Below are 12,962 nucleotides of genomic sequence, written 5' to 3' on the forward strand. Positions count from 1 at the left end.
GTCGTATGCCCCCTCCCCACACTGTCGCCGGCGGCGCGGGCGGGGGGGTGGATTGGGCGGCGTAATGTGGGGTGGCGCGCGCTTTGCCGCGCCGAAATCGCTACAGGGTGACCTCGTTGAGCTTGCCGGTCGCCACGTCGAACACGAAGCCACGCAACGACTCGTGCTTGGTGACGAACGGGCTGGCCTCGATGCGGCGCAACGACTGACGCACGTCCTCGTCGACATCACCAAACGCCTCGGCCGCCCACTCCGGCTTGAGTCCCGTCTCGTCCTGGATGTCCTTCTTGAAGCCGTCGTCGGTGAACGTCAACATCCCGCAGTCCGTGTGGTGGATGAGGATGATCTCCTTGGTGCCAAGGAGCCGCTGACTGATGGCAAGCGAACGGATTTCATCGTCGGTCACGACGCCGCCCGCGTTGCGGATGACGTGCGCCTCGCCCTCGGCCAGACCGAGGGCGCGGTACACGTCCAACCGCGCGTCCATGCACGCCACCACCGCGACGTGCTTGCTGGGCGGCAACGGCAGCGGGCCGTTGAACTCAGCGGCGTAGGCCTCGTTGTTCTTGAGGTACTCGTCGGTGACGGACATGGGACCTCCTATGCGCGGACATACGTCGACTGATGACGCTAGTCAACGACTACCCGCTGGCAGAGGGTGACAATCGCGGTGATTCCAGGTCATAGACGGTCGTGCCGCCGACGTCACGCTTGGTGAAGTTCTGCTCCACCCACGCGGTGATGTCCTTGGCGACGCTGTCCCGATCGCCGCCCGGACCACCCGAGCCGCCGGGTCCGCCGCGGTCGCTGGCGATGAAGTACCGCACCTGACCGTCGGCGACGTACTGCTGGAACTGCGCGAGCGTCGGTGACGGGTCGCCACCGGTGAAGCCGCCGATCGCCATCAACGATGCGCCGGTCTTCAACTCGAGATCACTCACTTCCATCGAGCCGATACCCGCTGCCGCCCAACGGTTGTCGAGGCCCGAGACGAGCGCTTGGAGTTCGGCATTGTCCCCGCGTGCGCCACCCGGACCGTGCCCACCGAAACCGCCGAAACCGCCGGCCTTGACGGGGCCCGACATGGTGCCGGGTCCGCTGTGCGACTGGGTGGCGTTGTAGACCGCGAACGCGGTACTGCCCGCGAGCCCGAAGACCGCTGCCGCGACGACGACCGCTGCGGCGACCCGGCGCCACCGGTGCACGCCGACGGCCAGCACGACGGCCGTCGCGATGCTTCCGACGAGCACCACCCACCGGACTACGGGCAGCCAGTCCGGAGTGCGGTTCAAGAGCTCGAACGCCCACACCCCCGTCGTTGCGAGCATGACGGCGAGCGTGCCACGGGCCAGCCAGGAGCCGCGCCGCCGCCAGAGTTCGACCGCGGAGATGCCGACCAGTGCGGCGATCGCCGGTGCCAGTGCGACCGTGTAGTACGGGTGCACGGTGCCGTCCATGAAGCTGAACACTCCGCCGGTCACCACCAGCCAGCCGCCCCACAACAACACACTGGCCCGAAGCCGATCGGTGCGTGCGCGACGCCAGGTCAACACCAGCCCGACCATCAATCCGATGAGTGCGGCGGGCAGCAGCCACGACGCCTCGGCACCGAAGGACGGACCGAACATCCGGGTGAGGCCTGGCTCGCCGCCGAAGAACAGGTTGGCCCCGCCGGGACCGCCACCGCCGGGCCCGCCACCGCCACCTGGCGAACCGCCACCGCCGGTGATGCGTTGAATTCCGTTGTAGCCCAATGCGAGCTGCAACAGGCTGTTGTCGGTGGAGCCCGCGATGTAGGGCCGAGAGTCGGCGGGCCAAAGGCTGACCAGCGCGATGTACCAGCCGGCCGAGACGATCATCGTCACGCCGCCGACCAATAGCGCGCCCAACCGTTTCCACAGGCCGGTCGGCGCCGCGATCAGGAATGCCACCGCGAGCCCAGGCACGATCAGGAACGCCTGCAGCATCTTGGTGAGGAACGCGAACCCGATCACGCAGCCCGCCAACGCCATCCACCGAGTGCCACCGGTCTCGATGGCCCGCACCGTGAAGTACGCGGCCACGACAAGCAGCAGCACGAGCAGCGCATCGGGATTGTTGTAGCGGAACATCAGCACGGCCACCGGCGTGACGGCCAGCGCCAAGCCCGCGATGAGCCCCGCGCCCGGCCCACTGCACCGCCGGACGGTGAAGTACAGCACCGCCACCGCGGCGACGCCCATCAGCGCCTGCGGGAGCAGCATGGTGAACTCGTTGAACCCGAAGAGCCTGCCGGACAAGCCCATCACCCACACGGCGGCGGGCGGCTTGTCGACCGTGATGGCGTTGCCCGCGTCCAGCGAGCCAAACAGCCACGCCTTCCAACTCTGGGTGCCCGCCTGCGCGGCGGCGGCGTAGTAGCTGTTGGCCCAGCCCGTCGAACCGAGGCCCCACAGGTACAGCACGGCCGTGGCGGCGAGCAGCGCGAGCAGGCCCGGCCGGGCCCAGCGGGGTTCCGGCGGGGCGGCCGCGACGGCGGCGGGCTCGGATGGAGCGTCGACGGTGAGTGTCATGGTGATCGGTTCTCCAGATCGGTCAGTGGGAGCGGCGCGGGTGAAAGACCCAGCCGCGCAATAGGACGAAGCGCACGGCGGTGGCCACCAGGTTGGCCAGTACCAGCACGGTGAGTTCGAGCAATCGGTGCGGTTGGTCGACAAGGGCGTGCAGCCCGGCGAGCGCGCCGCTGGTGATCGCCAGTGCGATCGCGAAGACGATGAGCCCCTCGACGTGATGGCGCGCCGCCTTGTCGCGACCGCCCACCCCGAAGGTGAAGCGCCGGTTGGCCGCGGTGTTGCCGATGGCGGTGACCAACAGCGCCACCAGGTTCGCGGCCTGCGCGCCGAGCGACGAATGCAACAGCATGAACAGCAGCAGGTAGGCCAGCGTCGACGCGACGCCAACGGCTCCGAAGCGCACCACCTGCCGGAACAGCGAACCCGGCGCCGCGGCCCGTCGCGACGAACTCAGCTGGGCGGCAATGGCATTGACGGGGATCGTGCCGCTGGCGAACCCGCGCAGCAGCCGCCCGACGCCCCGCAGGTCGGCGGCGGCGGTGGCGACGATGTCCACCCGGCTGTCGGGGTCGTCGACCCAGTCGACGGGCACCTCGTGGATGCGCAGCCCGCTGCGTTCGGCCAGCACCAACAGTTCGGTGTCGAAGAACCACCCGGTGTCGGCGACGTGCGGAAGCAGCCGCTCGGCCACGTCGGCACGGATGGCCTTGAACCCGCACTGAGCGTCGGAGAACCGCGCAGCGAGCGTCGAGCGCAGAATCAGGTTGTAGCAACGCGAGATGAACTCCCGCTTCGCGCCGCGCACCACGCGCGAGCCGCGTCCGAGCCGGGTGCCGATCGCGAGGTCGGAGTGCCCCGAGATGAGCGGCGCGACGAGCGGGGCAAGTGCGGCGAGATCGGTCGACAGGTCGACGTCCATGTAGGCCAGTACCTGCGCGTCGGACGAGGCCCACACCTGGTGCAACGCGCGACCGCGGCCCTTCTGCTCGAGCCGGACAACCCGCACGTCGTCGAGTTCGGCGGCGAGCTCGGCCGCGATGCGTGGCGTGTCGTCGACGCTGGCGTTGTCGGCGATCGTAATCCGGACCAGATACGGGAAGCTCTCGCGCAGGTGGTGGTGCAGCCGGTGAATCGAATCGGCCAGGGCGCCCTGCTCGTTGTACACGGGCACGACGACGTCGAGCACCGGGACCGCGAGTGCGCGGGCGACGAGCGCCGCATTGGGTCGGGACTCGAATCGGGAGGGGCGCTCAATGGCGAGGTCGGTCATGAAATCCATCGTCGGACTCGTCGGTGTGTCGGCCGTTGGCGGAGGCTATGCGCCCGCTATGAGTTCTTCGGCGCGGCGGTCAGGTCGTAGATCACGACGTCGTCGACCCTGGTCGGGGCGTAGTTGGCCTGCACCCATGCGGCGATGTTCGCGGCCTCGCGACTGCCGCTGCCGCCGTGTCCGCCGAAGCCGCCCATCATCGACCGGCCGCGGATGAAGTAGTGAATGTGCTTGCCCGCCACGAAGTCCTTGAATTCCGCCAGCGTGGGCGCCGGGTCGGTTCCGTTGAAGCCGCCGACCGCCATCACCGGTGCGCCTGCCGCCAGTTGGTAGCCCGCGGCGTTGTTGGAGCCGACGACGGCCGCGGTCCACGTGTAGCGGTCGGCTCCGTCGGCCAGCATCGACTTCAGCGCGGGTCCGGCATCGGGCGAATCCAGCAGTCCCCCAGCGAATCCGGCCATGCTGCCGTGTACGCGCGCCGGACCCACTGACGGCATGGCTCCGCTGTGTGCACTCGCCGCGGTGGCCACCGAGTAGGCAGCGGGGGCGGTCAGGCACGCGGCGACGGCCAGCGCGGCCGCGGCCGCGGCCGCGCGTCGCGGCAACCGCGCGACGACCAACAGGAGCACCGCGGCGCCGACTCCCCCGATCGCGACGACGGCGCGCAACCACCGCAGCCAGTCCCCGTGCTGGCCCAGCAGGACCGCCGCCAGTGCGACGGTGACGATCACCGTGGCAGACATCGCCGCGGCCACCCGCACGTCACTGCGGTTGCGCCACAACAGGATCGCACCGATCCCGATGCATGCGCCCAGCGCAGGGGCGAGCGCGACGGTGTAGTACGGGTGCAGGATGCCGTTGGCATAGCTGAAGACCACTGCCGTGACGACCAGCCACCCACCCCACAGGATCAGGGCCGCCCGCGTCGGATCGGTGCGGGGAGCCCGCCGGGTGAGGATCAACCCCGCCGCGAGGCACACCAGCGCCGCGGGCAGCAGCCACGCCGCATAGGCGCCCATGGTGCTGCCGAACAACCGGCCCCAACCGACGTCGAAGTTCAGATTCCCGAGGCCCCCTGGTTCGTCGCCCGTCAGTCGTCCGAACCCGTTGTAGCCCAATGCCAGTTCGACGATGCTGTCGTGCTGCGACCCACCGATGTAGGGCCGCGACGACGACGGCCACAGTTCGACCAGCAGCAGATACCAGCCGGCGGACACCACGAGCGCGCCCAACGCGGCCGCCGACCGCAGCAGCCGGGTCCGCAGCGGCGCGGCCGCGCACACCAGATAGGCCAACCCAAAGCCAGGCAGTACCAAGCCCGCCTGCAGCATCTTGGCGAGGAAGCCAAACCCGACGGCCGCACCTGCGCCGACCATCCACCACCGACTCGCGTCCTCTTCGCACGCCCGTTGCACGCAGTACGCGGCCGCGACGAGCATCAGCACCAGCAGCGCATCCGGGTTGTTGAAGCGAAACATCAACGCCGCCACGGGCGTCAGCGCGAACACCGCGCCGGCGAGCAACGCCGCGGCCGGACCACTCGCACGGCGCACCGCGGCGTAGAGCAACGCGACCGCGCCGACGCCCTCGAGCGCCTGCGGCACCAGCACGCTCCACGAGTTCAGCCCGAACAGGCGCACCGAGAGGTCCATGACCCACAGGGCTGCGGGCGTCTTGTCGACGGTGATCGCGTTGCTCGCATCGCTGGACCCGAACAGCATGGCCGTCCAGTTGTCGGCACCCGCCTGCGCGGCAGCGGAGTAGAAGGCGTTGGCCCAGCCACTGGCCGACAGGTTCCACAGGTAGAGCGCGGCGGTCGCGACTAGCAGCACGCCGAGCGCCACCCGCTCGCGCCCCGGCATCGGAAACCGTGCCGTCGCGACTTCGGACCGGGTGGCGTCCACGGCATCCGGGCGCGGCAGTACGGCAGTCATCCACCCGATTCTCACGCGCGACCCTAGGCGTCGGATTTGACCGCACTGTGGGTCGGCTGTGAACTGCCGGGCAGTGTCACGACGAATTCGGTGCTGCCGGGCACACTTCGCACGTCGATGGTGCCGTCATGCGCCTTGACCACCGCCGCGACGATCGCCAACCCAAGCCCCGTGCTGCCGCCGCGACGCGAGCGCGACGAGTCACCGCGCGCGAATCGTTCGAAGATTTCCGGTCGCAGCGCGTCCGGGATGCCCGGTCCGTCGTCGGCGATGGTCAGCACGGCCGCCCCGGCGCCGTTGGTCACCAGCGACGTCGTCACCGTCGTCCCGGCCGGGGTGTGCACACGAGCGTTGGCGAGCAGGTTCGCCAGCACCTGGTGCAGCCGGGCCTCGTCGCCGACGACGAGCACCGGTTCGTCGGGCAGGTCGAGCGACCATTCGTGGTCGGGGCCCGCGACGTGCGCGTCGCTGACCACGTCGAGCACCAACGGGGACAGATCCAGCGACTCGCGGGCCAGCGCACGCCCTTCGTCGAGGCGGGCCAGCAGCAGCATGTCCTCGACGAGATGGGTCATGCGCTCGGTCTCGGATTCGACGCGGCTCATCGCGTGCGCCACGTCGTCGGGCAGTTGGTCACGTTTGCGTTGCGCCAGTTCGGTGTAGCCGCGGATCGCGGCCAACGGAGTGCGCAGCTCGTGGCTCGCGTCCGACACGAAGCGACGGACCCGGGTCTCACTGGCGTGCCGGGCCGACAGTGCTCCCGCGATGCGGTCGAGCATGCGGTTGAGCGCCGAGCCGAGCTGACCCACCTCGGTGTGCGCGGCAGCCGGGTCGACGCGCACGATGTGGGTGGGCAGGTGCACCTCGCCGCGATCGAGTTCGAGATCGGCGACGTTCCGGGCAGCAGCGGAAACCCTTGACAGCGGCGCCAGTTGGCGGCGGATGAGAACGATGCCCGCTGTGGTGGCGGCGAGCAGCGCGACCGCGGCGACGACACAGAACATGCCGACGACCCACAGCAACGTGCGGTCGACGTCGGTCGTGGGCAATCCGGTGACGATGGTCTCGCCGCCGTGCCTGGCGTGCAGCGCGATCAGCCGGTAGCTCCCAAGCCCATCGAGTTCGACGGTGCGGGGTTTGCGATCCGGTGTGACCGAGGCGAGTTGGGCCTGCGCCGCGGCGCTGACCTCCGCGCGGCCACCGTCGGAGGTGATGACACCCGCGTCGACGGTGCCGTCGCGCAGCAGCGCCGCGCCGACGGTGCGGGTGGCCTGCCCCGGTGCGTTGAGGAACCCGGGGCCTGGCCCGGCCTCCGGATCGAAGCGCTCGCGGTAGGGAAAATTCGGCGGGGGGAATCCCGGCGGCGGCCCCGCCACTACGACATGGCCCCCCGGTGGCATGTCGGGCATCGGTGGCATGCCGGGCAACGGCGGCGGAAACCCCGGCGTGTCGAAGATGATCGCGGAACGACGCCCGGCCTCGAGCAGTTGGGTGTCCAGCTGGTGCATCAGAAAGCGGTGCAGCGCAGCCTCTGTCGCGATGCCGATGGCGGCGCACACGACGGCGAGCAACGCCACCATGGTGACGAGCAGACGGACGCGCAGCGACCACGTCCGCGGCGACCAGAACCGCGTCCGCGACTCAGCGCGCGGGTTTGAGGACATACCCGGCGCCCCGAAGTGTGTGGATCATCGGGTCGCGGCCGCTGTCGATCTTCTTGCGCAGATACGACACGTACAGCTCGACGATGTTGGACCGCCCTCCGAAGTCGTAGCTCCACACCCGGTCCAGGATTTGCGCCTTGCTCAGCACGCGCTTGGCGTTGCGCATCATGAAGCGCAGCAGTTCGAACTCCGTGGCGGTCAACGTGATCGGCTCCCCCGCGCGGCTGACCTCGTGGCTGTCCTCGTCGAGTACGAGGTCCCCGACGACCAGCTGCGCGCCGCCGGTCTCGTCGGCGACGCCAGTGCGGCGCAGCAACGCCCGCAGCCGCAGCACCACCTCTTCGAGGCTGAAGGGCTTGGTGACGTAGTCGTCGCCGCCGGCGGTGAGCCCGGCGATGCGGTCCTCGACGGAGTCCTTCGCCGTCAGCAGCAGCAGCGGCAACCCCGGGATCTGCTGGCGCAGCTCGTGGAGTACGTCGAGCCCGCTCATGTCGGGCAGCATCACGTCGAGCACGACGACGTCGGGTGGGTTCTCCCGGGCCGATGCAATCGCCGACGCGCCGTCACCGGCCGTCGCGATGTCCCAGCCCTCATAGCGCAAGGCCATGGAGACCAGCTCGGCGAGCACGGGCTCGTCGTCGACGACCAGCACGTTGATCGGCTTGCCGTCGGCCCGGCGCATGACGACGCGGTCGTTGTCTGTCCCGTTCGCGTTGGTCACGGGAGCTGATTATTCGCGCAGGTCATGGGCGAACACTGTGCCAATCCTATGCGCGGGCTGTGAACCTTGACGCACACCCGGAGCAGAGCCTGCTCACAGCCGTCGCACGAGCAACACGCGCACAGTGACATCCATGAACACCTGGGGTCTGCGCGGCACCTTGGCGGCCGTCGGCGTGGCGGCCGTCATCGCCGGTGTCGGTGGTGCCGCGATCTATGCGGCCACCGGCAGCGACGTACACGTCATGGGTGCACACAGTGCCCCAGCCCCACCGCAGTCGGGCGGCGGACCACCGGCACACGACCGGCCCGGCCCGAACGCCGTCGACGCGTCGGCTCTGCACGGTGAGTCGGTGGTGTCCGACGGCAGCGGCGGCTTCACGACGGAGCTATCCCAGACCGGCACGATCACCGCGATCGACGCGACGTCCGTATCCGCCCGCAGCGCCGACGGTTACAGCCAGACCTACGTCATCCCCGCGGCCGCGACCGCGCCGCCGTTCAACGTCGGGGATCAGGTGACCATCCGCGCGACGCGCAGCGGGGCTGACGCCACCGTCACGACCATCCGGCCACCGCTGCACTAAGCGGGCAACTACTGCGGGTTGGAGTCGGGCGCCTCACCAGCCCACAACGGCGCCGGGCCCCTGATCGCGGGCACGGCCTCGGTGATCGTTTCAGTGGCCGGCGGCGGCCCCATCGTGGTGGTCGAGCCGATGTCTATCACCGCCGCGTTTGCGCCGGCCATGGTCCCGAGGGCGGCGCTTAGCGCACCCACGGCCACGATGGCGCTGCCGCCCACGAAGGCAGCCCCCATTCTCACGTTGCGTCGACTTGTCGAATTCATTGCACATCCCGTCTGTGAATCCCGTCACTGACTGTCGGGCCGCCCGCCCCACTGCGCGCCGACCCGATTTCGAGTCAACGCCCGCCGACTGTGAGCGGGCTTGTCCGCCGGTACGAGTTGGCTAGCGGGGCCTCGCCGCGCCAGAAAGCCCACTTCGCGGCGTCCTGATCGCCGATCTCCTACCCTGTGCGCATGCAGTGTGCGGCGGGAGCGACGTGACGCGCTTCCTGGCTCGTCGGCTGCTGAACTACGTGGTGCTGCTGGCGCTGGCCTCGTTCATGACGTTCGCGCTCACCTCGTACAGCTTCAAGCCCCTCGACAGCCTCGAACAGCGCAACCCGCGGCCGCCCCAGTCCACGATCGACGCCAAGCGCGTCGAACTCGGCCTCGACCAGCCGATCGTCATCCGGTACGCGCACTGGGTGTCCGGGGCGGTGCATGGGGACTTCGGGACCACGATCGCCGGCCAGCCGGTCGCCGACGAGCTGTGGCGCCGCGTCGGCATCAGCCTGCAGCTGGTGTCCATCGGCGCTCTGATGGGCACGGTGCTCGGCGTGATCATCGGTGCCTGGGGCGCGATACGGCAGTACCGGCTGTCCGATCGCCTCATCACCGCCGCCTCGCTGCTGTTGATCAGCACACCGACGTTCGTGCTCGCCCCGCTGCTGATGTTGCCCGCGGACAGGGTCAACGCGCTGCTGGGATTTCAACTGTTCGAGTACATCGGGGCGACGTCCAGCACGCCGCCGCCCAGCGCTTGGGCCGGGTTCGTCGACCGGCTGCAGCACCTGGTGTTGCCGACGACGACGCTCGCGCTATTCGCCATCGCCGGGTACAGCCGCTATCAGCGCAACGCGATGCTCGACGTGCTCGGTCAGGACTTTATCCGCACCGCCCGCGCCAAGGGCCTGACGCGCCGCGAGGCGCTGTTCAAGCACGGGTTGCGCACGGCGTTGATCCCGATGGCGACGCTCTTTGCGTACGGCGTCAGCGGCCTGGTCACCGGCGCGGTGTTCGTCGAGCAGATCTTCGGCTGGCACGGCATGGGCGAATGGGTGCTGCGCGGCATCGCCACACAGGACGTCAACATCGTCGCCGCGTTCACGGTGTTCTCCGGCGTCACGATCCTGTTGGGCGGCCTGCTCTCCGACGTGTTCTACGCCGCACTCGACCCGCGGGTGCGGGTGACGTGACCGAACCCGTGACCACCGAGTCGGCCTCGACTGCGAAGTCGGGCATCGCGGCGCAGAAATTCGCGTCGCGCGGGACGTTGGTGTTGCGCAGGTTCGTGCGCAACCGCCCGGCCGTGGTCGCACTCGTCATCTTGGCGGTGCTGCTGGTCGGCTGCTACGCCCTGCCGCCGTTGTTGCCCTACGGGTATGACGAACTGGACTACTACGCGCTGCAACAGCCGCCGACGCTCAAGCACTGGTTCGGCACGAATGCGTTGGGTCAGGACCTGTTCGCTCAGACGCTTCGCGGCATGCAGAAGTCGATGCTGATCGGCGTGTGCGTCGCGTTCGCCTCCACGCTGATCGCGGCGACGGTCGGCTCGATCGCCGGCTACTTCGGCGGATGGCGCGACCGCACGCTGATGTGGATCGTCGACCTGCTGCTGGTGGTGCCCAGCTTCATCCTCATCGCGATCGTCACACCGCGGCTCGGACAATCCGACCGGGTGCTCTGGTTGATCGTGCTCTTCTCGATATTCGGCTGGATGATCAGCTCGCGCATCGTGCGGGGCCTGACGATGAGCTTGCGCGAGCGCGAGTTCGTCACGGCTGCAAGGTACATGGGCGTCAGCAACACTCGCATCATCCTGCGCCACGTGCTGCCCAACGTGGCGTCGATCCTCATCATCGACACCGCGCTCAACGTCGGCGTCGCGATCATGGGCGAGACCGGTCTGAGCTTCCTCGGGTTCGGCATTCAGCCACCCGACATCTCGCTCGGCACGCTGATCTCCGCCGGCACCAAGTCGGCCACCACCTTTCCCTGGCTGTTCCTGTTCCCCGGCGGTGTGCTCGTCACGATCGTCGTGTGCGCCAACCTCGTCGGCGACGGCCTGCGGGACGCGCTCGACCCCGACAGCCGGAAACCACGGCGGGACAAGAAGAAATGAGCCTGCTCGAGGTTTCCGACCTGCGGGTCACCTTCCAGACCGACGCTGAGGTCGTCACCGCGGTCCGAGGGCTCGACTTCCGGGTGGATGCACGCGAAGTGTTGGCCATCGTCGGCGAGTCCGGCTCAGGCAAGTCGGCCTCCGCGATGGCGGTGACGGGCCTGCTGCCCGCATACGCCGAGGTATCCGGTTCGGTCCGGCTGCACGGCGACGAGCTCATCGGCCTTGGCGACCAACAGATGTCACGTATACGCGGCGCGAAGATCGGCATGGTGTTCCAGGACCCGATGTCCGCGCTGACGCCCGTCTACACCGTCGGCGACCAGATCGCCGAGGGGCTGCGCACCCATCAACGCACGCTGAGCAACCAGGCGGCCAAGGCGCGCGCCGTCGAACTGCTGGAACTCGTTGGCATCGCCCAACCCGAGCGCCGCGCCCGCGCGTTTCCTCACGAATTGTCCGGGGGCGAGCGACAGCGCGTCGTCATCGCCATCGCGATCGCCAACGATCCCGACCTGATCATCTGCGACGAGCCGACGACCGCGCTGGACGTCACGGTGCAGGCGCAGATCCTGGAGGTGCTGAAGACCGCTCGCGACGTGACGGGCGCCGGGGTGCTCATCATCACCCACGACCTCGGCGTCGTCGCGGAGTTCGCGGATCGGGCCCTGGTGATGTACGCGGGCCGCGCCGTCGAGGTGGCGCCGGTGGCCACGCTGTACGGGGACCGCCGAATGCCCTACACCGCAGGACTTCTTGGGTCGGTTCCACGGCTCGAAGCTCCGCAGGGCACCCGGCTGGTGCCCATTCCCGGGGCGCCGCCATCGCTTGCGGCCCTGCCGGAAGGCTGCCCGTTCGCACCGCGCTGCCCGCTCGCGATCGACGAGTGCCGCACCGCCGAACCGGAGCTGGTGTCGGTGGACACCGCGCACACCGCCGCCTGCATCCGCACCGACCAGGTCGCCGGCCGCACGGCGGCCGAGATCTACGGCGTCTCGACCGTGCCACTCGAAGACGCCCCCAGCCCCGGCGACGTCGTGGTGCGCGTCCAGGATCTGGTGAAGACGTTCACGCTCACCAAGGGCGTGGTGTTCCGCCGTCAGATCGGCGAGGTACGCGCCGTCGACGGCATCAGCTTCGAGCTGCGGCAGGGCCGCACGCTTGGCATCGTCGGCGAGTCCGGTTCGGGCAAGTCGACCACGCTGCACCAGATCCTGGAACTCACTGCCCCGCAAGGTGGTTCGATCGAGATACTCGGCCACGACGTCGCCACGCTGGATCGCCGCGGCAGACGTGCGTTGCGCGCCGACCTGCAGGTGGTCTTCCAGGACCCGGTCGCGTCGCTGGACCCGCGGCTGCCGGTCTTCGAGGTACTTGCGGAACCGTTGACCGCCAACGGATTCGACAAGAATCGGGTCGACGACCGGGTGGCGGAGCTATTGAGCACCGTCGGGATGCGCCGTGAGGACGCCGGCCGATACCCTGCGGAGTTCTCCGGCGGGCAGAAGCAACGCATCGGCATCGCGCGCGCGTTGGCGACGCAACCGAAGATCCTCGCCCTCGACGAGCCGGTGTCCGCGCTGGACGTCTCGATCCAGGCCGGAATCATCAATCTGCTACTCGATCTGCAGGCCCGCTTCGGGCTCTCGTACCTATTCGTCTCGCACGACCTTTCGGTGGTCAAGCACCTCGCGCACCAGGTGGCGGTGATGTTTCGGGGTGAGGTCGTCGAGCAGGGTGATGCCGACGACGTGTTCGCCGACCCGCAGCACGCGTACACCCGGCGGCTGTTGGACGCGGTACCCCAGCCCTAGCCACGGACGACGAATCGTCCGGCCGCCACCCAACGACCG

The 12,962-nt window shown here is 69.1% G+C and carries 11 protein-coding genes; 4 read left to right on the forward strand and 7 right to left on the reverse strand.

Translation table 11 applies throughout. The features are described 5' to 3' along the window. Nucleotides 1-100: 100 nt before the first annotated feature. Genes SLQ33_RS27615 through SLQ33_RS27640 form a run of 6 tightly spaced genes read right to left on the reverse strand, consistent with a single transcriptional unit; the run spans nt 101 to nt 8,102 of the window. Nucleotides 101-592 (reverse strand): carbonic anhydrase, encoded by a 492-nt coding sequence (locus tag SLQ33_RS27615; protein ID WP_319457104.1) that lies wholly within the window; start codon nt 590-592, stop codon nt 101-103. Nucleotides 593-641: 49 nt separating this feature from the next. Further along, a complete protein-coding gene (locus SLQ33_RS27620) occupies nt 642-2,552 on the reverse strand; it encodes a glycosyltransferase family 39 protein (RefSeq protein WP_319457105.1) in 1,911 nt (636 codons plus the stop codon). Nucleotides 2,553-2,574: 22 nt separating this feature from the next. Beyond that, a complete protein-coding gene (locus SLQ33_RS27625; RefSeq protein WP_319457106.1) occupies nt 2,575-3,831 on the reverse strand; it encodes a bifunctional glycosyltransferase family 2/GtrA family protein in 1,257 nt (418 codons plus the stop codon). Between the two features lie 47 nt (nt 3,832-3,878). Then, a complete protein-coding gene (locus tag SLQ33_RS27630) occupies nt 3,879-5,756 on the reverse strand; it encodes a glycosyltransferase family 39 protein (protein WP_413467720.1) in 1,878 nt (625 codons plus the stop codon). Nucleotides 5,757-5,779: 23 nt separating this feature from the next. Beyond that, nucleotides 5,780-7,420, reverse strand: a complete 1,641-nt coding sequence (locus tag SLQ33_RS27635; RefSeq protein WP_319457107.1) for a HAMP domain-containing sensor histidine kinase — start codon at nt 7,418-7,420, stop codon at nt 5,780-5,782. Further along, the gene (locus SLQ33_RS27640) at nt 7,398-8,102 is read right to left on the reverse strand and encodes a response regulator transcription factor (RefSeq protein ID WP_319457303.1); all 705 of its coding nucleotides are present in this window, start codon (nt 8,100-8,102) and stop codon (nt 7,398-7,400) included. Before SLQ33_RS27640 ends, SLQ33_RS27635 begins: the two co-directional genes overlap by 23 nt. A gap of 172 nt (nt 8,103-8,274) precedes the next feature. Between SLQ33_RS27640 and SLQ33_RS27645 the strand changes: the two genes are divergently transcribed. Continuing rightward, the gene (locus SLQ33_RS27645) at nt 8,275-8,727 is read left to right on the forward strand and encodes a hypothetical protein (protein WP_319457108.1); all 453 of its coding nucleotides are present in this window, start codon (nt 8,275-8,277) and stop codon (nt 8,725-8,727) included. A gap of 8 nt (nt 8,728-8,735) precedes the next feature. Here SLQ33_RS27645 and SLQ33_RS27650 read toward each other — a convergent pair whose 3' ends face one another. Beyond that, nucleotides 8,736-8,957 (reverse strand): hypothetical protein, encoded by a 222-nt coding sequence (locus tag SLQ33_RS27650; RefSeq protein WP_319457109.1) that lies wholly within the window; start codon nt 8,955-8,957, stop codon nt 8,736-8,738. Nucleotides 8,958-9,202: 245 nt separating this feature from the next. Between SLQ33_RS27650 and SLQ33_RS27655 the strand changes: the two genes are divergently transcribed. The 3 genes from SLQ33_RS27655 to SLQ33_RS27665 are packed head-to-tail and all read left to right on the forward strand — an operon-like array spanning nt 9,203 to nt 12,923. After that, the gene (locus SLQ33_RS27655) at nt 9,203-10,180 is read left to right on the forward strand and encodes an ABC transporter permease (protein ID WP_319457110.1); all 978 of its coding nucleotides are present in this window, start codon (nt 9,203-9,205) and stop codon (nt 10,178-10,180) included. Nucleotides 10,181-10,224: 44 nt separating this feature from the next. Next, the gene (locus SLQ33_RS27660; protein ID WP_413467724.1) at nt 10,225-11,109 is read left to right on the forward strand and encodes an ABC transporter permease; all 885 of its coding nucleotides are present in this window, start codon (nt 10,225-10,227) and stop codon (nt 11,107-11,109) included. Further along, nucleotides 11,106-12,923, forward strand: coding sequence for an ABC transporter ATP-binding protein (locus SLQ33_RS27665; RefSeq protein ID WP_319457112.1), 1,818 nt, complete (start codon nt 11,106-11,108; stop codon nt 12,921-12,923). The genes SLQ33_RS27660 and SLQ33_RS27665 overlap by 4 nt, the downstream gene beginning before the upstream one ends. Nucleotides 12,924-12,962: the final 39 nt, after the last annotated feature.

This window comes from Mycobacterium sp. RTGN6, assembly GCF_033804605.1.
Lineage (GTDB): Bacteria > Actinomycetota > Actinomycetes > Mycobacteriales > Mycobacteriaceae > Mycobacterium.

Excerpts from the sequence above, each read along its gene's own strand:
- SLQ33_RS27640 (WP_319457303.1), bottom strand. The coding sequence starts at position 8,102 with ATGCGCCGGGCCGACGGCAAGCCGATCAACGTGCTGGTCGTCGACGAC.
- SLQ33_RS27625 (WP_319457106.1), bottom strand. The coding sequence starts at position 3,831 with ATGGATTTCATGACCGACCTCGCCATTGAGCGCCCCTCCCGATTCGAG.
- SLQ33_RS27620 (WP_319457105.1), bottom strand. The coding sequence starts at position 2,552 with ATGACACTCACCGTCGACGCTCCATCCGAGCCCGCCGCCGTCGCGGCC.
- SLQ33_RS27635 (WP_319457107.1), bottom strand. The coding sequence starts at position 7,420 with ATGTCCTCAAACCCGCGCGCTGAGTCGCGGACGCGGTTCTGGTCGCCG.
- SLQ33_RS27615 (WP_319457104.1), bottom strand. The coding sequence starts at position 592 with ATGTCCGTCACCGACGAGTACCTCAAGAACAACGAGGCCTACGCCGCT.
- SLQ33_RS27650 (WP_319457109.1), bottom strand. The coding sequence starts at position 8,957 with ATGGGGGCTGCCTTCGTGGGCGGCAGCGCCATCGTGGCCGTGGGTGCG.
- SLQ33_RS27645 (WP_319457108.1), top strand. The coding sequence starts at position 8,275 with ATGAACACCTGGGGTCTGCGCGGCACCTTGGCGGCCGTCGGCGTGGCG.
- SLQ33_RS27665 (WP_319457112.1), top strand. The coding sequence starts at position 11,106 with ATGAGCCTGCTCGAGGTTTCCGACCTGCGGGTCACCTTCCAGACCGAC.
- SLQ33_RS27630 (WP_413467720.1), bottom strand. The coding sequence starts at position 5,756 with ATGACTGCCGTACTGCCGCGCCCGGATGCCGTGGACGCCACCCGGTCC.